This is a genomic window from Halomonas sp., from assembly GCF_033549285.1.
Lineage (GTDB): Bacteria > Pseudomonadota > Gammaproteobacteria > Pseudomonadales > Halomonadaceae > Halomonas.
In genome coordinates this window covers 19129-39477 of the sequence record NZ_JAWSUJ010000033.1, presented here as the reverse complement: position 1 = coordinate 39477, position 20349 = coordinate 19129, and the positions used below count along the sequence as shown (strand labels likewise).

General features: G+C 52.1%; 14 protein-coding genes and 1 pseudogene. 6 read left to right on the top strand and 9 right to left on the bottom strand.

Features of this window, described 5'->3' with window-relative positions; translation table 11 throughout:
* Positions 1–826: 826 nt before the first annotated feature.
* A complete protein-coding gene (locus SCI24_RS09495; protein WP_318725162.1) occupies positions 827–1078 on the top strand; it encodes a hypothetical protein in 252 nt (83 codons plus the stop codon).
* Between the two features lie 190 nt (positions 1079–1268).
* On the opposite strand, the gene SCI24_RS09490 is transcribed toward SCI24_RS09495, so the two are convergent.
* The 6 genes from SCI24_RS09490 to SCI24_RS09465 form a co-directional block, all read right to left on the bottom strand.
* Complete coding sequence (locus SCI24_RS09490) at positions 1269–2024, bottom strand: SprT family zinc-dependent metalloprotease (protein ID WP_318725161.1); 756 nt, start codon at positions 2022–2024, stop codon at positions 1269–1271.
* Positions 2021–5320 carry an HsdR family type I site-specific deoxyribonuclease gene (locus tag SCI24_RS09485; RefSeq protein WP_318725160.1) on the bottom strand — a complete coding sequence of 1100 codons (3300 nt, stop codon included), beginning with the start codon at positions 5318–5320 and terminating at the stop codon, positions 2021–2023. Before SCI24_RS09485 ends, SCI24_RS09490 begins: the two co-directional genes overlap by 4 nt.
* Before the next feature lie 71 nt (positions 5321–5391).
* Positions 5392–6612 (bottom strand): restriction endonuclease subunit S, encoded by a 1221-nt coding sequence (locus SCI24_RS09480; protein ID WP_318725159.1) that lies wholly within the window; start codon positions 6610–6612, stop codon positions 5392–5394.
* On the bottom strand, positions 6602–7681 hold the full coding sequence (locus SCI24_RS09475; RefSeq protein ID WP_318725158.1) for a PDDEXK nuclease domain-containing protein: 1080 nt from the start codon (positions 7679–7681) through the stop codon (positions 6602–6604). The genes SCI24_RS09480 and SCI24_RS09475 overlap by 11 nt, the downstream gene beginning before the upstream one ends.
* A complete protein-coding gene (locus SCI24_RS09470; RefSeq protein WP_318725157.1) occupies positions 7671–9203 on the bottom strand; it encodes a type I restriction-modification system subunit M in 1533 nt (510 codons plus the stop codon). The genes SCI24_RS09475 and SCI24_RS09470 overlap by 11 nt, the downstream gene beginning before the upstream one ends.
* A 15-nt stretch (positions 9204–9218) precedes the next feature.
* The gene (locus SCI24_RS09465; RefSeq protein ID WP_318725156.1) at positions 9219–9896 is read right to left on the bottom strand and encodes a hypothetical protein; all 678 of its coding nucleotides are present in this window, start codon (positions 9894–9896) and stop codon (positions 9219–9221) included.
* 547 nt (positions 9897–10443) lie between these two features.
* Between SCI24_RS09465 and SCI24_RS09460 the strand changes: the two genes are divergently transcribed.
* From SCI24_RS09460 to SCI24_RS09445, 4 genes are all read left to right on the top strand, one after another.
* Positions 10444–10908, top strand: a complete 465-nt coding sequence (locus SCI24_RS09460; protein ID WP_318725155.1) for a hypothetical protein — start codon at positions 10444–10446, stop codon at positions 10906–10908.
* Positions 10909–10980: 72 nt separating this feature from the next.
* Positions 10981–11631, top strand: a complete 651-nt coding sequence (locus SCI24_RS09455) for a hypothetical protein (RefSeq protein ID WP_318725154.1) — start codon at positions 10981–10983, stop codon at positions 11629–11631.
* A 273-nt stretch (positions 11632–11904) separates the two neighbouring features.
* On the top strand, positions 11905–12279 hold the full coding sequence (locus tag SCI24_RS09450) for a hypothetical protein (RefSeq protein WP_318725153.1): 375 nt from the start codon (positions 11905–11907) through the stop codon (positions 12277–12279).
* A 526-nt stretch (positions 12280–12805) separates the two neighbouring features.
* Positions 12806–13132 carry an integrase arm-type DNA-binding domain-containing protein gene (locus SCI24_RS09445; protein WP_318725152.1) on the top strand — a complete coding sequence of 109 codons (327 nt, stop codon included), beginning with the start codon at positions 12806–12808 and terminating at the stop codon, positions 13130–13132.
* 77 nt (positions 13133–13209) lie between these two features.
* Here the strand turns inward: SCI24_RS09445 and SCI24_RS09440 are convergent, their stop codons facing one another.
* Positions 13210–13560, bottom strand: a complete 351-nt coding sequence (locus tag SCI24_RS09440; protein ID WP_318725151.1) for a hypothetical protein — start codon at positions 13558–13560, stop codon at positions 13210–13212.
* 861 nt (positions 13561–14421) lie between these two features.
* Here SCI24_RS09440 and SCI24_RS09435 point away from each other — a divergent pair.
* Complete coding sequence (locus SCI24_RS09435) at positions 14422–15501, top strand: hypothetical protein (RefSeq protein ID WP_318725150.1); 1080 nt, start codon at positions 14422–14424, stop codon at positions 15499–15501.
* Between the two features lie 657 nt (positions 15502–16158).
* Here SCI24_RS09435 and SCI24_RS09430 read toward each other — a convergent pair.
* Positions 16159–17219 (bottom strand): annotated as a pseudogene (locus SCI24_RS09430) (IS3 family transposase).
* Between the two features lie 797 nt (positions 17220–18016).
* Positions 18017–19480 (bottom strand): integrase, encoded by a 1464-nt coding sequence (locus SCI24_RS09425; protein WP_318725149.1) that lies wholly within the window; start codon positions 19478–19480, stop codon positions 18017–18019.
* Positions 19481–20349: the final 869 nt, after the last annotated feature.

Below are 20349 nucleotides of genomic sequence, written 5' to 3'. Positions count from 1 at the left end.
TGAAGCAGTGCCATACGCTTTTTCCCCTTCGTCGCTCATGTTGTGTGGTAATGATGCTCACATACTGCGCCACATTGGCGGTTTACTGAATCAGTAGCCACGTACTGGGAGCACGGATGCTGTCTCTCCTCCGGGAGAGTTGTTCCCCGCCCTATGGGCGGCTTAGAGAAAGACTGTGATGCTCATGACGCTCGAGATGTCAGCCACGCTGGCAATTTATTGAGTCAGTAGCCACGTCCAGGTAGCATTGGCTGTCACCGCTCCTCCGGGAGAGCTGTTCCCCGCCCAACGGGCGGCTTAGAGAAAGACTGTGATGCTCATGACGCTCGAGATGTCAGCCACGCTGGCAACTTATTGAGTCAGTAGCCACGTCCAGGCAGCATTGACTGTCACCACTCCTTCGAGAGAACTGTCCCCGCCACACTGCGGTTTAGAGATCCATGACAGTTCCGGGTCCTTGGAGCCACGTTGACCGCCATTAGGCGGATGATGCAGGACACGGCAAGGATGCCGTGATTCATAAATGAACCACTATTCACCGCCTAATGGCGGTTTTTTCTTTTGAATACAAAATCACTTTTTGAAAGCGCTTGAGAGACAAGTTGATCAATTACCGTTCTTTTATCTAAGAAAGTGACTGTATCTCTCTAGAATGATTTCTAGGGCGAATGAATGCTAGCAATCACTTCTTCGCTTACTCACCATTCCAAACCTGTACAATTGATACTCAGATAACCGTCATTAATATCACAAGCTTTATGAACATGAATTGTTGACTATGAATATGCCTTTGCCATATCATATAAATACAACTTTGCGATGAACCATGAAGCTTGAAGACATTATCCAGGAAAGAATCGAAGAGCACCTTGATACCATTGGCCATGAAGAGCCGCTCCCAGACCTTGATGAACCCGATGCCAAAAAACTTATTTTCCGGTTAGCTTTTGCAGAATTCAGAGAGCTTGAGTATATCGATGCTAGAGAATCCTCATGTCTCTACAAAGCTTTGATCGATCTGATTAGGGCGAGACAGGGCGAAGAGATATCGTTCCGAAAAAAGCATATGTTTGATTAGTATCTTTTACCCATAGTGCATTGCATACACCACATCCATCGCCAGTCCCCTGTCCACCGTTCCGAGAACCAGGGGGTGAGTCATTATGCCGAGTCGGCAGGGTGGGTGTGACGCACGTCCTGCGGCTGGTTGAATTAATGGTCCACTCGGGAGTTCGCCACTAATACTCTAGTGTTCAATCTTGGTGGTCTCATTCGTTTAGCAGTATTTCAGACATCCCATCCAGGCGGTGCTTGACGACCTCCCAGCGCGGCATAGCGTAGCGAAGTAGATCATAGAAGCGCTGACTGTGATTGTGCTCCTCCAAGTGGCACAGTTCATGGAGGATGACATAGTCGATGCACTCCGTCGGCGCTTTCACCAGGTGGGGGTTCAGCAAGATGACGCCTTTGGGGGAGCAGCTGCCCCACTGTGTCTTCATATCTAGTAGCCGCCAATCGGGACGGCTCTCTAGCCAGTGCAGTTGACCCACCAAGTGAGCCAAGCGCCGCTGGAACACTTCCTTCGCCCGCTGACGATACCACGCCCGCAGGTCGCCCTTCACCCGTTCACGGGTGAGATCGGGGCCTGTTACTTGAAGCTGGCCACGCAACAGCTTCACGTGCCGTTGGTCATCACTGGGCACTCTCTTGAGCACATAACGACGCCCCAGATAGAACAGCGTCTCGCCACTCACATAGTCACGTGTCAGCACGTGGCGCCGACGCTCATGGATTTCGTCCAAATGCTCGGTGACCCAACGAGCGCGCTTCAGCAGCGCCTGCTTGGCCTCGATCAGCGGTGTCCCGACAGGGGTCTGCACTTCAACTTCACCATTGGGATGGACGTGAATCACCGCCTTGCAACTCGTCTTGCTATCGGCTTGCGTCCAGTAAAAAGACAGCGTCCTCTGCCCATAGCGTACCGAGTAGCGCGGTGCCTCCTGCTGATGCTGGATATCGCTCATGCGCGCTGACGTCCCACACGGACGATATGGATCACGTCGTCGATGATCGCCTTAGCCTGCTCAAGGCCAAAACGCTTGAACAGGGTCGGGAGAAGCTCCCTACGGATCCCCGACTCTATGCCTTGCGGGTTCAACGTATTCTGTGCGACCTGCTGATCGACCACTGCGTCGATGGCCACCGCCTCGTCGACAAGCGCCTGATGCTCTTCCTCTGACATGCTCTCAACAGCCTCTTCACCCAACTGGAGTCGAAACACGCCGTAGTAGGCCCGCGCATGCGGATTGTCCTGGAGCACTGGTGGGATGCGCGGTACATCACGCTTTCGCACCTGCTCTTCAACCTCCTTGAGCAAGGCATATTGTTTGCCAGGGAAGTCGAACAGTGCGTCGGCCTCGGCGATGGCTTGCCTCAGCAGTTCAGAAAATACCTTTTGGGCATAGGGGTCGTCTCCCAGGTCCTGCTCGATAGTTTTCTTGGTGCGAGTGCGGATACGGTCGGCCTCGTTGCGCGCTTTCTCATCGCTCCACTCCTCCTCAGGTTGCTGGCCCAGCTGCTCCACGGCGTAGAGGCCCTCCCCTCCCTGGATATCGATCGCAGTAACATCATCATCGACGAGCTTGCGGATCTGTTTTTCGTAGGTGGAGTAGTCGACGGTCTCCTGCGCATCCTGCTTGGCGATCTGCCGCAATTTCACAAACCAGCGAAGGTCTCGCTTGTAGCTGTTGATGGTCGCCTCGGAGAATGACCTGTCCTCGAAGAAGCTCCGGGATGACAGGGCGAGCTTGAGGCACATGCCAAACTCGGTCAGTGCCGCGTAGAAATCCTCACGCAGCGCTTGGTTGGTATCGAAGTCGTGTCCATCCCCATCCTGCTCGTAGTGAGGCATCAGCACGCGCCGGAAAGCTTCCTGGTCCCCAGTGTTCTGTACCGATGAGAAAAAGCTCCATAGGCGCTCGTGCAATGCCGGCAGGCGCTTATACTCGGTGTCGACGTTGGCGTAGAGGCCGTCGATGTCCTCTATGTCATAGCCACCCTGCGTCTGGTCTTCCAGGTCCTGATAGTCCTGAATCGCGGCGTCCAGCTCCTTGAGGATACCTCGATAGTCGACCAACAAGCCGAACGGCTTCTCCTCGTGCAGGCGGTTCACGCGGGCAATAGCCTGTATCAGGTTGTGCCCCTTGAGCGGCTTGTCGATATACAACACCGCATTGCGCGGCTCATCGAAGCCGGTCAGCAGCTTGTCGACGACGATCAGTAGGTCAGGCTCCCCATCGGTACCAAAATCCTCGATAGCCTTTCGCTCGTAGGCCTGCGGGTCTCCGGGGACGTTGTCTTTCCACCACTTTTGCACCTCCGGCAGCGTCGACTCGTCGATGTCTTCATGACCTTCTCGTGTGTCCGGAGATGAGATGACAACACGAGAGGTCACCTTGCCGATCTCATCCAGCTCGCGCTTATAACGGATTGCCGAGAGCTTGCTGTCGCAGGCCAGCTGCGCCTTGAGTCCATTGTCGTATTGCTTGATGTGCTGCTCGAAGTGCAGCGAGATGTCCCACGCGATGAGCTGGATCCGCCGCTTCGCCCCGTAGACGGCGCCGCGTTTGGCATACTTCTTCTTGAGGTCAGCCTTCTGATCATCTGAGAGCCCCTGGGTGATCTTCTCGAACCACGCGTCGATGGAGGTCTCGTTGACATCCAGCTCGGGGCGCCGCTCTTCGTAAAGCAGGGGCGTTACGGTGCCGTCCTCGACCGCCTTGCGCATGGTGTAGGCATGAACGATCGGGCCGAAGCGCTCTGCCGTGGTGGTCTTGTCGCGCTTGATCAACGGTGTACCAGTGAAGGCGATGAACGAGGCACGTGGCAACGCATTGCGCATTCGCACATGGTTCTCCCCACCGTGACCGCGATGCCCCTCGTCGACCAGGACCAGAAAGTTCTCGCTGGGGTTGTAGCAGGCAGGGTCTTTCACCGCCGAGCGGAACTTGTCGATCAGCGTGAACAGCACACGCTGGTTGCCTTGGCCGATCTCCCGGGCCAGCTCCTTGCCGCTGCTGGCACGCGCACGGTTGGCGATTTGGCCACCACCAACACCTTGTAGGCCCAGGGCACCACCCTCTGCGAAGGTGTTGGAAAGCTGCTTCTCCAGGTCGACCCGGTCGGTGACGACCAGTATCCGACAGGCCTTGAGGGCATCGTGCAGGATCAGCGCCTGGCTCAGAAACACCATGGTGAACGACTTCCCCGACCCCGTGGTGTGCCATACCACGCCACCTTTGCGCGTGCCGTCGGACTCGAACTGGGTGATCTGCTCGATCAGTGCCTCTATGGCAAAGAACTGAGGGTAGCGCGCGACGATCTTGGTGCCCTTGCTGAACAGGATGTAGAACCGGATCATCTTCAACAGCCGATCCGGGCGCAGGAGGCTGATCAACATTCGATCCTGCTCGGTGGGCAGCACCGAATGCGACCACAGGGCTTCAAAGTGCTCGCGCACGCCGGGCTTCTTGTCGGCAAACAGCGCGTCCTTGGTCTTCACCGGAAGCGGGCGATTCTTGAACCGCTCGAATTCAGCCTCAGGGAGCTGCTCTTCAATCCAGCGCATCCAGAACTTGGCCGGGGTACCGGTCGTGGCATAGCGGCCGTCCGTGAGGCTGATGGCCATCACCAGCTGGCTATAAGCAAACAGCAGCGGGATCTCGTCGACCTTCTGGTTGCGCAGGGTCTGGCTGACACCCTCCTCGATCATCGACTTGTTGGGATTTCCCGAGGCGGCCTGCTTGGCTTCGATGATCACCACCGGGATTCCATTCAGAAAGCCCACCACATCAGGGCGGCGCGTGTGGGTGCCGTGCACCGACAACACCTCGAACTCCTCGGTCACCCGGAAGTCGTTCTCCTGGACGTCATGCCAATCGACCAACGGCACGGTCACGGCATATTTCTGACCGTTGGGCATGAACTCGGTGACCGTTACCCCCAGCGTCAGGCGCTCGTGCAGGCGCTGGTTGGCCACCATCAGGCCTTCACCAAGGCCCAGCGACGTCACCGCGTTGATTACCTGCTGGATACCGTCTGCCGACAGTGGGTACCACTCACCCCGATACTCGAAGCGGTGCTTCTGGAGCCATTGGTGTAACAACGGCTTAATCACCACCTCCCGATTGGAGCGTCGCAGCTCCGTGACCTGCGACGGTGGCAGGTATCCCCAGCCGGCGTTGATCAGAGTGGCCAGTGCTGGGATATGGGAAGCGTATAGCTCCGTGGTGTTGGGGGTGAGTCGCGTATGTGACGTCATCGCCTGCTCCTGTTGGCATTGTGGTGTCCAACGGGGCAACCCCACCCCGTTCTGCCGCTAGGCTGGATCGACTACGCGACCGCCTCTTCTGCCACCTTGACCCGTCGCTTACCGGTCAGCAGCTGCTGCATCAGGGCCCTCTTCTCCTGACGCAGACAGTCGAGCTTATGCTGAAGGATTTCTAGCTCCCTGTCCGATGCGGAAAGCACGGAGGCGATGGCTTTTTGCTCTTCTTTTCCGGGAAGAATCAAGCTCAAGCTAAAAAAGTCGGAAGGCTTAACATTAAGCAGGCCATGTGCTCTTCCTCCTTCAGCGGCTATCTTTTTTAGAGCACGGTTCAAAGCTCCTGATTCGAAGTAATGCTCCATAAAGGAATTGCAAGCAACGGCCTCATTGACTTCAAAGCATATGTATAGACTGGTAACAACAGCATCATCATACAGATTTAGTCGCTTTATGGCTCCCATAGGATAGCCATCTGAGTAGCTCTTATTGTAGGCGAACTGCCCCTTTCTCAAGATGGTGTACCCATCTAAAGTTTCTGAAGCAACCGATTTACTGAAAAAATCAGTTTGCAGCACTAGCCCTCTTTTTCCTGAGATTGTGACAACATTTGTGCTCTGACCATTGTTCTTTTCTGTGACCCTATAACAAACGTCACTCAGGAATAATGTCTCCCAAGGCGAGGTATATCCTGGCAGCCGCCGCTTTCCGGTCAGCAGCTGCTGCATCAGGGCACGCTTTCGCTGCTGGCTTGCTCCAATCAGGCGCTCGGTGGTGGTTATGGCCTCATCCCATGTGGAGAGGATGCGGGCGATTTTGTTTTGCACCAAGGGGGGAGGAACAACCACCTTAACCTTTCTAAGCTCTTCCAGTGATATTTCTTTAAATGTACTCCCCTTGCTAAGAGAGTTGATCTTATTTATGATAGGCGAACTTTTTATTTGATAATAAAAAAACTCCGTGCTAAAGCACCTCTTTATGGATATTCTGGCAGTCCCTTGTGTCAAATTAGCTTCTTCTATTTGGCTAGGGACAATCCTTGACTCCCCAATATTACCCCTTAAAGAAAATACAATATCATTAGGATGCACCGCAGATCGGCGATACTTGCAATGAATTTCTTTGCTGGTCCTCTGCAATGAATTAATGTCAAGAGAACTGGAAAGATCAGAGCTTTTTATGTAAGGCACACCTTCTTCAACATGTGGTCCTGCTTGAACAATTCCGTAAGAAATCTTTTCTTTTGTAATCTCTGACAAATTTTTAACATGCCACCCCTCAGGAATCATTACCCACCTCCTTGTCCGATTTCTGTTCAATATGCTGCTGCACCAACGCCCTCTCCCGCTCCAGTTCACGCCGCAACTCCTCCTCGGAGGGTAGATACGGCAGATACTTGGCGGCGAACATCTGCTCACTGTCGGTGAGTACCGAGTACTTCACCACCGCCTCGCTCTTCTGACTGCAAAGGATCAGGCCGATAGTGGGGTTGTCGTTGCTCTCCTTGCGGTGCTGGTCGTAGATGCGGATGTAGCTGTCCATCTGGCCCACATCCTGGTGGGTGAGCTTACCCAGCTTGAGGTCGACCAGCAGGAAGCACTTGAGCTTGAAGTTGTAGAAGACAAGGTCAATGTAGAAGTCCTGGTCCTCGGTGCTGATGCGCTGCTGCCGCGCGACAAAGGCAAAACCCTTGCCCAACTCCAGCAGAAAGGCCTGAAGGTTGTCGATCAGCCCGCGCTCGAGGTCGGCTTCCAGGTAGCGGTCACTGGGCAGGTTCAAAAAGTCGAGCAAATACGGGTCGCGCAAGTAGTGCTTGGGGGCATGCCCAGTCAGCTCGTGAGTGCGCTCTTGCGCCTCCTGCTGTACCGCTACCCGGTCATGGCTGCTCAGTAGCCGCTCATAGTAGAGCTTGCTGATCTGCCGCTCCAGGGCCCGTGCGCTCCACCCTTGCTCGATGGCTTCCTGTTGATACCAGTGACGCGCCTCCTCGCTCTCCACCCGCAACAGGACACGGTAGTGCGTCCAGCTCAATTCGAGACGCAGTGCGTCTCGAATGGGAAACGCCTGGTAGAAACGCCGCATGGTACGCAGGTTGGTGACGTCGAAGCCCCTACCGAACTCCTCGGTGAGCGTCTCCGAAAGCTGCTGAAGCTGCCGCTTGCCGTAAGCCGCGCGTGCCTCTCCGCGCTGCTCATCCTCAACGATCAGGCAGCCGATGTGCCAGTAGGTCTGCACCATCTTGCTGTTGACGGCCTGCACCACCTCACGGCGCGCCGTCTCGACCAGCTGGCGGATATCCGCCACCAGCTGAGCGCTCACCTGCCCGCGCGGAGCGCTTCCGCCCGGCTTACGAGACATAGCCCAGTTCCTTGAGGTATCCCTCCATTTCGCGGTCCAGCTCATCGAGCCGCGCCTTGAGCTTCTGTCGCTCTGCACGAACCGCCATCAAGTCGATTTCTTCCTCTTCCTCGAAGGTGTCGACGTAACGCGGGATGTTGAGGTTGTAGTCGTTCTCCTGGATGTCCTCCAGGGAGGCCAGGTAGCTGTACTTGTCGACAGTCTCACGCTTTTGGTAAGTGCTGACGACCTTGGCCACGTTCTCGTCGCTGAGCTGGTTCTGGTTCTTACCCGCCACGAAGTCCCTGCTGGCGTCAATGAACAGCACCTTGCTGTCCGTCTTGTCCTTGCGGAACACCAGGATCGCCGCCGGGATGCCGGTACCATAGAAGAGCTTCTCCGGCAAGCCGATCACCGCATCCAGAAGCCCCTCGTCGATCAGCTCCTTGCGGATCTTGCCCTCGCTGGAACCCCGGAACAGCACGCCGTGGGGCACCACTACGCCCATGCGCCCGGTACGCGGCTTGAGCGTCTCGATCATGTGCAGGATGAAGGCGTAGTCCCCCTTAGTCTTGGGAGGTACGCCGCGCCGGAATCGGCCATAGGGATCGTGACTTGCCGCCTCATGCCCCCATTTCTCCAATGAGAACGGCGGATTGGCCACCACCACGTCAAAGTGCTTCAGCTTACCTTCGCCATCGAGCAGCTTGGGGTTGCGCAGGGTATCGCCCCACTCGATCTTGTGGTTGTCGATGCCATGTAGAAACATGTTCATTTTGGCCAACGCCCAGGTGCTGCCAATGGCCTCCTGCCCATACAGGGCGAAGCGTTTGGAGCCGTCATACGCAGTGCGGATCTGATTGGCGCACTTCAGCAGCAGAGAAGCGGAGCCGCAGGCCGGGTCACTGATTTCATCGTCCTCATGGGGGGCGACCAGTTCGGCGATCAACTCGGACACCTCGGGCGGGGTGTAGAACTCGCCCGCCTTCTTGCCCGAGGACGCGGCAAACTGCTTGATCAGGTACTCGTAGGCGTTGCCAATGATGTCGAGCTTCCCTACGCGGCTCGGCCGCAGGTTCAGATCATCCTTGGCGAAGTCTTCCAGCAGCGCTTTGAGGATCTCGTTCTTCTGTCTCTCGTCGCCCAGCTTGGTGGAATTGAAGCTGATGTCCTGGAAGACATCGGCCAGCTTGCCGGTGTTGGCCTCTTCGATAGCGTGAAGGGCCTTGTCGATGCGCTCGCCATTGCCCGGCTCATGACGGGCTTCATACATCGAGTAGAAATTGGCGTCTGGGGGCAGCACGAAGCGTTCGTTCTGCATCAACTCATGTATCAGCGCGGGGAAGTCGCCGTGCTCGGCCTTGTACTGGTCGTAGTGATCCTGCCAGACGTCCGACAGGTACTTCACGAACAGCATGGTCAGCACGTAGTCCTTGTAGATGCTCGGATCGACGGTGCCCCGGAAAGTGTCGCAGGCATTCCAGACGGCCTTGTTGATCCGCTCCTGCTTGATGGCCACGTTGTGAGTAGCGTCGTTGCTCATGGGTGTTCTCCTTGATCAGGGGTGGCCAGCGGCGGCCTGGTCGTTCTGGGCGGGGACGGGAGCCTGTCCGGATGCCCGCGCTTCCGAGAGCACGGCCATGCCCAGGGCGCGCATTTCCTGTTCACGATTGGCGATCAGGGCCCTTAACTGCTCAGCCTCATCCAGCGCGGCACGGTGGAGTGAGGTGACCAGGGACTGTCGATGAAGGGATGGAATAGTCACAGGCAGATCCTTGAGCTGGGACTTGCTGATGCTATGTTGCAGTGTTCCCTGCCCGAGCCTGGTCAGGTACGACTGTGCTTCATGATGGTTGATCTGCCACGCGAGGAATTCCGGCGTGATGACAGCTTTCGCAGACTCGTTGAGCCGAATCAGAAAAAAATGGGGGGTACAGACTGTGTGATCGGGGATGATGTGAGGTACCACAACGGCAAAAAAACGCGCACCACGAGAAACGAACAGGATGTCACCGGATTGCAGATAATCTGGCTTACGCCTGCCTTCTAAGGTCACACGATCAAGCGCGCCGGCCTGACAGCCCTCACCGAAGCCGTATTCCGGGTCAAGATGGCGTACCTGAACCACGCTGACCTCACCCTTGGGGTCGTGCCTGATTGCCCCTCGGAAGGGATAGCCTGGCTTGATATCCGCCAGGGCTCTCAAGGGAGCTTGATGGGACTTGGAGGTAGTCATCTGGCTCCAATGTATACGTCATCGCCTATGATGCAGAGACTCTAGCCAAGTCAGCGCAATAGCGCAAGCTGGAACTGCATCATCGGCAATGACGCACAGCTTCGGTGCCATCGCACTCATCCAGACCACCTGCCACTACCCTGCCCTTTGACTGGAGTAGTAGCTTCACGAAGGCCATCACCGATTGATGTCACAACCATCCATCAGAGAAATTTCGCTGCGTCAACGAAAAGTCTTGCAACTATTACTAATGTAGGGTATGGTTCTCGTCGTTGGTTTAGCACGAGAGCATAATCCTCGGCTTAGCAACCTATTATTAATATTTTTTAAGAAGCAAAGGGCCGGGTCTGCTGTACCCACTATGCCCACCCGGATGATCTCCACCGGGATGCTCGTTGAATTGATGCCATCGCAATCCGGCATCGAGAAATGAAACCAACTGCCACATGCCAACGAAATAGGAGCCTGCATTAACCGCCTCAATTGGCATGTACAGCTACACAGTCCTGGCAAGGCTACACAGACCAACGAGCAAAGGAGATCGCTCATGCATCCGTCACAGCAAGCGGAGCAGCACACCCTCGCGACAATTCCCCGTGCATTTTTCACTGGGGACGCCTCAAACGATGCCCTATTCGGGATATACAGCGAACTGCAATATTCGCGGGATCGTGTTCTATTTCTGCTGTACGCCAATCCCGGACTACTCCTGACGCAAGACGAGGAATCTCAACTGATTGCTCTCGACATGGAGTATCGTCGCATCCACCACGTTATTGAGCGCATTGCCTCTGGTCGTCAGGATCAGGCACATGCCAGCGCTATTCGCTGCTTGATGAAGCGTAAAAACGTGGCCAAGCCAGAGGACCTTCGAGGTCCACTCCCTGAAGCTGTAGCCGATAAACAACAACGACTGTACAGCCGTGCCGTTGTGTTGGTCACCGCCATCGAGTTCATTGTTGGCGATCTCGCAAGCTATCTGGTTGGTTCTCGTCCGAACCACACTGCGTAAACGCCACTCCAACGACATCGGCCAGGCTGCCCTCTTCGGGCAGCCCATATCCTCACGCTCAGGAGCGACATCATGGCACAGCTCATCTCACTGCTCGACCTGCGGATTATCTCGTACATCACCAAAGATGACGACCTCAATGGCGCACAAATTGATATCCGCATGGTCCTATCTCAAGGCGCTGAAGTTTTGTATGAGCTTATGCGGCATGATGACCACTCTGGGTTGTCCCCCTATACTGAGAAACAGTTTAATGCGGCATTTGAAAGAATTCGAGCAGCAAACTGGCCTCATCTGACACCCGCTGCATTTAAATATGCCGTGGGAAGGGACCGGATCATGCTGCCGCATAAGCTTTCCGAAGCGCAGCGCGTTCGCATTGCCGGATGTTGGATCGTACAAGAACGAGATCTTGTTGCGATGCAGAGTGTCGAGGAGGCCCTTCGTCGTGGAGAGCCAATCCAAAACCTGCTCGAGATGAGTGCGGAGACTGCTTTAACCCTTCCATCGGAAGATCCAACCAATTCTTGTTCAATACCATCGGTGGCAGAGGCAGCTAAAATATTTGATGTCGATCCCTCGGCTATCAAAGCTTTCCTGGAAGCAACCCATCCTGCCATACAGGTATTCTCAAAGTATCTAGACCTCATGTCGAATCCTGGTTTTGAGCCAAGTCCTCGATCGGTGATTATTCCCTTTCCTGGAAAATGCTCCGAAGCCTAGTCCGTCATTGCGTACATAGCATTGAGCCCTTGGTGTAGCTTACTAGATCAGGGGTATCTATCGACGCACCTCCAGTGCTGGTATAGCCGAGTGGGTAATGTGTGATAGTAGCTGCCTGATCATTCAAGAGGGGGCAAGGAGTGTCCAGGCTAAAGAGGTTTCGGACACCTCAAGGAGATCACAAAATCTCGGTCCAGAATTTTTTTCAAATCAAACTTGCCGACCTCTTGAATCACACTATAGTAACTCCACAACCCAACTGGAGACTCAACTATGAACACCCATATCAAAAGGCGGTTCCTCGATCCTGGTGTAGTTTATCAGTCCATTCGGCTAAGTGAGCATGTTGTCATAGTCGTGGGGGTCAAGAATGACGGAGGAACAAGACAGCACCCTTCTCTGAAAACCTACATTGACATAGAAGTGCAGCATCCAACGGGCTATTGCAGTCGGTTCGGTATCCAATCTGCGATTATGGAAGATCGGATACCTGCTTATCTTCTCGATGATGTACAGCTCAGAGAGTCCATTGAGTTTCTGGTGATGGCTGGTCTGATAGCCAATTCTGACTATGCTGCCAATATGATCAGGCTCACGGCCGATGAAACGATCAAGGAAGCCCTGAAGCTCACCTACGCAGCGAGCTAACCTTGAAGGCAAGGATGAAGCGCCAGAGGCATGGATGCCCCACCCAACGAGTATTAATTAATAATGCTCTTGCAGGAATTGATGAAGGCCAAGCGTCGCTTGGCTTTCCCACGCCCGAAAAGTGATTTTCATCATGGTCTGCATCAGGAGAAAGCTGTGTCGAGAAGAACGAGTGACGATAGCACAATTATCGGTGCTACCCACCACACTATCCCACGCCAGGAGCGTTGATCATATCTGATCAAAATCACTTTTTGAGACACAAGCTTCCTGCTTGTCATCTGAGAGGCTTGGCCTAATCGGTAATGAATAAGATTCTGGGAACCACCCTACTGGTGGTGGTGCTCTACCATGCCCTGGGAAAGTGATTTTAAGCCGGGACAAGGATGGTTGATTGAGGAAACCATGAACCTAATCAATAAAGTAAGAGCGTCAATAAGATCAAATGAAAAATGTATGAAGTGCTTGACTACAACTGGATAGATTCCATATATTAGTACGCAGCTAGACAACAATAGGAGCCCACATGTCAGCAAACAACGAACGCCGCCCCCTTAACCAATTTAACGTAAGAAGGTTGATAGACACTGAAGGATGGTCGGAGGTATGGGATACGGAGGTGTCAGGATTTCATGTGCGGAAAACGTCAAAATCTGCTTCGTATCGTTTATCCTACCGTCATCCAATTACTCACAAGCGCCATACTCTGACTCTCGGTCGAGCAGATCAAATCGCCTTCCGAGATGCAAAAGAAGCAGCAGCTCAAACAGTATCAATGCTCGCCAGGCAGGCACTGAGCCAACAAGTAGAGGCGGTCTACAATCAGTGTTCAGCAACTAACCAAAGTTCGTAATAAATATCGCTTCCCGGCGCAGACCAAACCATGGGCCATTGAAATTGGCCCATGGTAAATGATCAACACTATTTAATTCACTCAAACTCTCTCATGGCAAAAGGTCGCAGCGCCTGATAGGTTTTCACCTTCATATTTTTTACCCGATGGGTCTCGTACTTGATATCATCCATGATCTTATTCCATCTAGGTCTTGTTGAAATACTTAAACGAGCCTGTCTCGCAACCAATGCTATTTCATACTCGAATACACGCACGTGCACAGGATCACCAGTCGCTGCCTGATGCATTAACTCATAGCACACCTTAATATTGCACTCACACTTTATACGCACCTCTTCAAGCTTAAGAAGTGCATCATGTAAGTTGCGAAGCTTCATAGTTGCGATGATAAACTCATCAGTGAAATTAAAGTTCTTCTCATCCATTTAAATAATTCTTTTATTTATTATTTCATACATGCATAGACATGTCACCTGGCATCATCATAATAAAAAACAAACAGGGGCTGGCTGAAAGATCTACCGAGCGTGAGCGAGAGTAGAGCGCAAGCCGCGCAATGAGGAACCCCTCGGCGAGCCACAGCGAGTCCGAGAGGGTGACGAGAGGCGCCGAGGTTGGCGGGCACCATACTCCCCACGATATTCTGAATGTCGGGCGCGGAGCGGCCAAAATGAAAGAATAACGTGGGAGTATGGGGAGGGGTACTGGCTTTAGAGTCTTTTGTTGACAAAGATTGAGCGAGCGCAGCGAGTCGAGATCGTGTCACACAAAAGAGTCGACAAGCCGCAAGATTCGTTAGCGAGCCGAAGCGAGTCTAACTAATCGCAGCCCCGACCCGCGACCTGGAGGGACCTGAGAACCGCTTGTAGCGCGGGGTTTTGCGCTACATAAGGAAGCGAAGGTGCCGAGAGGTCGCCCCGCCGCGAGCGCTCTGCCAAGGACACCGCAGACCACGAGAGCGAAGGTAGCAGGGAGTCGCATTATGGGACTGCGACATGTCTCAGGATTCGCACCCACCGAGAGCGGACATAGGTAGATAGCGCACTACCTGAGAGCGAAAAAACCAGTGCTCATGCGGGGTTGAGAAGGTATATACCAAGAACTGAATTTGCCGGGTCATATTTGGCCCACGCTGGGTCAGGTCTGGACCACCCAGGGCCGTATCTTGACCACTTACTTTGAGGTTTGTGTTTAACGCAACCGGCCACTGAGTTATTCATCTAAAGACGATATGTTATCTTGAAAATATTTATGTGTTATAATAAATATACAAAAACAACCCCTCCATGACTCACACCAGATTCAATGACAAGCTCTTCAAAACATATAACAAATTCAGCAAGGATCACAAAAAAGATATTCTTAAAGAGACCACCTATCACTCATACTTAGGTGACGCGTCAGCTTTTTTAAACAAAGTTATCGTCACAAACATGGCAAGCATCAAGACCAAAAAAGAACTCAAGATAATGCTTGACGAGAATCACAAACTTGTCATGTTGTCACTAAGGTCCACAGCATACAGCAAGACCAGCGACTCTTGGAGAAAGCTTCGCCGGGCTCTGACGATAATGTACAAAGCTGCGGGAATGAGTGCATACGGTGATGAGATCCGTGCGATAAGTAACCCTGCCCCGGTTTCGGAGCGCTCTCACAACACCAAGAAAAGCCGGCGCTTGGTCAAGGTCACTGACGAGGTGCTTAGGACCATCGTAAAGGATCGAGAAGATAATGGAGATCAAATCTCTTTATATTTAATTGTTCTCGGTCAGCTCTTGGGCATTCGGCCGAGTGAAGCTGAACACCTAGAAATTATTAGTGCTGACGAAGACAATGGGATAACTGTAAAAATCATGGGGAGCAAAAAAACCCTGCTTGGTGTGAAGCAGAAAGCGAAGGCCAGGGGGTTAGACAGGATTCTTACTGTGTCATACAATGAGTCACTACACCAAGCTCTACTGCGATCTAAGAATCTTGATGAGCTACGTATCAAGTCGGCTCAGATGCGAATACATAGAGCTTCTCGTAAGCTATATCAGAAAACGGATAAACACTTCTGTTTATACAGTCTTAGATACACATTCGGCTCGAATCTTAAGCGTCAGCTCTATAAGGATGAAGGTGGAAGGGTCATCACAGCAGCTATCATGGGACATAAGAACACCACTTCCATCTCAAGCTATGGTCACTACCGATCGGGCTCAGTGGGTGCTGAAATCCCACAAGTAGATGATGCGACTATTAAGCAGGTAAGGGATAATGTAGGCGAGAGATTTGGCAACGAAGGCCAAAACTTCGACATTGGCTCTGCTATTCGCAATAGGGAATTCATAAAAAAAGGTACAAAACTAGCTCTGGGTATCTAGCTTACAAATTAACAATATTTTAGAACCCAAAACGCCAGGCTGTAACCTGGCGTCATTTTTAACAACTATTATATGTTGCTAGCCGCATGATGAGCTGTGTTTCTGTAAACATTTACTTCACTCAGCCAATTCAATACATCAGACAGCCGATAGAATACGCTATGATTCATTTTAACATATTCTGGAGACGCTCTCCCGAATAGAATGCCAGTTGAACGGCTTTTTCTGCCGGTCGCTGGTTGCGCAGGAATTATATGAAGAAAGACCTGCTTTTCCTTCAGGTAAATCGTGTGAAGAGGTTTTCCAGATTCAATCTGCAAAAGCACATCTGGACTTAATGAACCGAATTCAGTAATTGACGATTGTAAATATTGAAGATTTTCAAGTTGGGTCATTTGGATACTACGTTTGTGCCAAAATAATTACATAGCCATCGCCCCCCTGTCAACGTCAGTCACACATATTTTTCGATTCCCCAATGAGAGAAATTGGTGAGTCGGCGATCTCGTTGATTTTTCCTGGTTGTAGACTGATAGGTCGGTACCCCTCAGCAGGTACTGCCACTACAGCCCGAGGGTCGTCTGGTTGGAGCCTCGCTGCCATCGGCTATGCGAGCCTGCGAAGCGAATTGGCCTTCCCCCTGATCTAGCTTCCCCTTCATGCACACCGCTGCGCATAGGCGACGGGCGGCATATAGCCCAGCGAGCTGTGCGGTCTGACATGGTTGTAGCGGGCTCTCCATTGGTCGATTTCATGTCGGGCAGCGGTCAGGCTCAGAAACCAGTGCTGATTGAGACAACCATCCCGGAACTTGCCGTTGAAACTCTCGATGAAGGCATTCTGTGTCGGCTTGCCCGGTTGGATGAAGGCCAGCGTGACCTTCCGCTCACGCGCCCCAAAGAACATCGCCTTGCTGGTCAGCTCAGGGCCGTTATCGCAGACAATCGAGGCAGGCAGCGAGAGCTGTTGCGCGACCTCGTCCAGGAACCTGGCCAAGCGACGCCCGGAAATGGACGTGTCCACCAGCTGACCAACACACTCTCTGCTGAAGTCGTCCACGATGTTCAGCACGCGGAATCGGCGCCCCGAGGCGAGCTGATTCGAGACGAAGTCCATCGACCAGCGCTGGTTGGGCCTGTCTGGACACGGCATCGGCGCTCTTGGCCGCACCAGTCGCTTGCGCCGCCGGGTGCGAACCTGAAGCCCAGCCTCACGGTCCAGCCGGTAAGTTCGCTTGCGATTCACCACCAGGCCCTCCTGCCGCAAAAGAGCGTGCAGCAACAGGTAGCCGTAGCGGGGGTAGCATATCGCCAAGGCGTTCAGTCGCGCCCAAAGTGGTTCATCGTCACTCGGCATCGCTTGGTAGCGGGCCACCGATCGTGGCAGGCTCAGCAATCGACGGGCATATCGCTGGCTGACCCAGCCGCCTGTCACCGGATGCGTTACCGCCCGCCGCTTCGCTTCGGGCGTCACCACTTTCCCGAGACGATCTCCTTGAGAGCGGCATTGTCGAGAGCACTTTCCGTCAGGAGCTTCTTCAGGCGGGCATTCTCTGCCTCAAACTCCCGCAGACGTTGACCGCTGATACCTCCATACCGCCTTACTTGGCCTTCCAGCGATAGATGGTCTGCTCGGTGACGCCATTCTTCTGAGCCAACTCGGCCATGGGCCTTGAGGATGGTGATGACCTGCTCTTCGGTGTGTCGATTACGCTTCATTGCGAGATCTCCGGCTATCAAGGTAAACGTAGCGGAAATCTCACATTGACAGCGGACCGGTTTCTGGGAAGAAGGTCAGAATCACGGTAGCGGTTTTCTAAGTGATCTCGGCCTGCTTCAGCCTCACATTGCTATGATTGTAAATCATCGACAGGCAGAGGGTACGCGGCACTTGATTGAGCTTGTCGCTGAAGTCGACGGCCGCCACCGTGGCTGTGGGATCAGAATCCGCGTGGTGTGCTCCGCCTGCGTAGCGACGGTAGAGTGGTTGTTGCCGCCACTAATGAGATCCATCATCATGTGCCAGGCAACAGGCGATATTCGATCACCTGATAGGTAAAAGGACACTGACCAGCTCAGGAACCTGCTGACTTGCATCCTTGCCACGATGCCAGGTCCAGGCTCGCCGTTTTCCCCTGCCATAGGCAGGTGATGAGTTCCTTCTTCAGGGTACCGCACGGCATGACGTTGCACACGTTGTAATGGGTCTCATACTAGACCTCTCGACATGAATCGTTGGGAGACAACCGATTCAGAGTGTGGCTATTTTTTTAAGTAACCATAACTTTCACAGCAGGCAAGACCACCACCTCGAACAGATCACCTCCTAGATTGAACAATACCAAAGTTTCTAATTTGTGCGCAGTATTTGGCAAGAATAAACTTGCTACAATGAGGCTGTAGAAATTCGCCGCCCACAGCCCAAGCTATAAACCTCTCATCACTACCGACGGGGCTCCACACATAAAACTTAGCTGCCTTGCTGATTGAAAATCTTCACCCTGAACAATAAATTCCTAGGTAATTTCAAATGCCTTAATTGAGTCAAGCGCATCTTTTTGAACATATGGGTCAACATGCCCATAGTGCTCAACCGTGGTCTGTATGCTTAGGTGGCCTAATGATTTACTGACAGAGAATAAATTCACACCTGCCAATATTTGTTGAGTTGCAAAATTGTGTCTAAAAGCATAAATGTGCAATGATGGGTCCAACCCTCCAAATTCTTTAACTTTAGCCCATTGGGCATCTATTGCATTGCTAGACATAACGTTTCCTGTGACTTTCGAAGGAAACACCCAACCGCCTTCAGGAGAACCATTCTGTTTATGCCACTTCAACAATTCACAAGAATAAGCCTTCTTCATATAGAAGCTTTGCGCTAGCGGATATACATGCCTAGTTTTTTCTATCACTTTAGTGACAAACCCTTTTTTAAAATCAACTTGCTCCCATCTTAAAGAGTATATATCTCCAGGCCTAAACCCCATGTAATAAGCGGTCAAAAGCCAAGGGCAGACATAATCCACAAAAGGCAATAACCTCAGGTCCAATAAATCCTTTTTCCCATGCTCTATACTATTATCCCTTTGAACTCTCCTAAATTCCTGATACCTTTTTAGGCCCTCAAAAAAACCTCTGATTTCTTCTTCATTTAATGCTCTTCTTTGCGCTCGCAAAAGCGTATCTTTCTCTCCATTATCTTTTATAGCTGGCTTGTCAAGCTTCAGGCCTGTCCACGGATTCTTTTCTAACACTCCATTTTTAGCAGCATGAGAAAGCAATCCCTTCGCAGCACCGAAATAGCGAAGTATCGTTGCAAACGATCTTGGTTCAGTTGTCTTATTTTTCTGATTTTTGCTTCTCGGTAACTGAGACATGCTTTGCTGCTTATCAAACCACATCCATAAATCTTCTGGGCCAATTTTGCATATGGATTTATCCATCAAGTCAGGGAAGCCATTGTAAAGCATTTGCAAAGTCTGCTTCCCAGTTGCTTTTCTCAATTGATACGGCTCATAGCACTCCTCAATATATTTTCTGAATGAAATACTGCCATCTCTCCTTTTATCTGGGACTCCATGCTTTGCCAAATTAGCATCAAATTCTTTTGCAATAACTCGTGCCTCTTCAGTTGTATAGGCTCCATGCCTACCTATGTCACGAAAAAACTTCTTTTTCCCTGATGTTCCAGGCACTGATTTAACAAACCTGTAAGTCGCTGATCTCACGTTGAATCTTATATGAAAACCACTAATCTTGCTATCCCAAATAACTTCATACTCTTTACTCTTTAAGTTTTTGTTTACCATGCCGTTTGTAATTTCTGCTATCATCGAACTTTGTTTTTTTCCTTTTCCTTTTTCTGACTTTTTTATCTCTTTTTTCTTTTGCTTGTCCATAGACTCTCCAAGTTTAAAAACTTCCTGAGCGAATAGCTCTTTAGCTAATGATTGGCTTATTGACCATGTTGGCTGCATGGCTCTGCACTTGATCAGCGTGAATCATATCCGGAATCCAATGCCCGTGGTTTTTCAAACCCCATAACCAGTAAAATGTCTTCGCCATTCACTTAGTATCCAGCCAGCACGAGCGACGGCGCCTGAGAGTATTCAGGATCCCTAGTGTATCGAGGTATAGTATCGACCGGTGCCTAGGCAGCTATGGTCTTAGTGACCGCTTTACTGACTTGGCGAGAAGTGTTTCCGGACGGGCCTCGAAATAAAAATCTTCCACTGATTCCTTCAGCAAGATGGCATTGGTTCAAATCCGACCAACGTCAGCCAGAGCCTTGTGCAATGGAGGGCCACGACAAAGTCCTCCGACGCCAACGTTGCCATTGACTTGGGGATGGCGCTCTTCTTATTCGTCCAGGATGCGGAGGCATGTTTGCCCGAGGATAACGTCGGGATCAGCTGCAAGGCGCTAACAAGTTAAGAGGTGCTTACCGGCCATGACGGAGCGTCGGATCGAATTGCCGTCCACGGTCACAACTTGAGGCGATAGCCCAGGGGTCTCCTGTAGTCACCCGGCGCCGGAACGCTGTTTCTAGTTGCAGTGGATAGATCAAGCCGAATAGCCTGATGACTGCGCCGGTGTCACTACCGGTCCTAGCCCTGCTAGGCAAGAGCAACTTGTTAAAGAGCTAATTTAGATAAGAGCCTAGGCTTGCTACGAAGGCCCTGAAGCAGCAACCCCCGAAATTCGAGGTTCCTGCTGGGTTCCTAGAGCAGTCTATTTCGGGTCGCAATGATCAACAACCAGAATCACATAATTTTCTTATATCATTGATTTTATGCAATATTCTTCATCTCCAATGCTTCTAGATGTTGCTCATTATGCATGTCGC

Coding starts and splice junctions, on each gene's coding strand:
- SCI24_RS09495 (WP_318725162.1), top strand. CDS start 827: ATGAAGCTTGAAGACATTATCCAGGAAAGAATCGAAGAGCACCTTGAT.
- SCI24_RS09490 (WP_318725161.1), bottom strand. CDS start 2,024: ATGAGCGATATCCAGCATCAGCAGGAGGCACCGCGCTACTCGGTACGC.
- SCI24_RS09440 (WP_318725151.1), bottom strand. CDS start 13,560: ATGGATGAGAAGAACTTTAATTTCACTGATGAGTTTATCATCGCAACT.
- SCI24_RS09435 (WP_318725150.1), top strand. CDS start 14,422: ATGACTCACACCAGATTCAATGACAAGCTCTTCAAAACATATAACAAA.
- SCI24_RS09485 (WP_318725160.1), bottom strand. CDS start 5,320: ATGACGTCACATACGCGACTCACCCCCAACACCACGGAGCTATACGCT.
- SCI24_RS09425 (WP_318725149.1), bottom strand. CDS start 19,480: ATGCAGCCAACATGGTCAATAAGCCAATCATTAGCTAAAGAGCTATTC.
- SCI24_RS09450 (WP_318725153.1), top strand. CDS start 11,905: ATGAACACCCATATCAAAAGGCGGTTCCTCGATCCTGGTGTAGTTTAT.
- SCI24_RS09475 (WP_318725158.1), bottom strand. CDS start 7,681: ATGTCTCGTAAGCCGGGCGGAAGCGCTCCGCGCGGGCAGGTGAGCGCT.
- SCI24_RS09480 (WP_318725159.1), bottom strand. CDS start 6,612: ATGATTCCTGAGGGGTGGCATGTTAAAAATTTGTCAGAGATTACAAAA.
- SCI24_RS09460 (WP_318725155.1), top strand. CDS start 10,444: ATGCATCCGTCACAGCAAGCGGAGCAGCACACCCTCGCGACAATTCCC.
- SCI24_RS09445 (WP_318725152.1), top strand. CDS start 12,806: ATGTCAGCAAACAACGAACGCCGCCCCCTTAACCAATTTAACGTAAGA.
- SCI24_RS09470 (WP_318725157.1), bottom strand. CDS start 9,203: ATGAGCAACGACGCTACTCACAACGTGGCCATCAAGCAGGAGCGGATC.
- SCI24_RS09455 (WP_318725154.1), top strand. CDS start 10,981: ATGGCACAGCTCATCTCACTGCTCGACCTGCGGATTATCTCGTACATC.
- SCI24_RS09465 (WP_318725156.1), bottom strand. CDS start 9,896: ATGACTACCTCCAAGTCCCATCAAGCTCCCTTGAGAGCCCTGGCGGAT.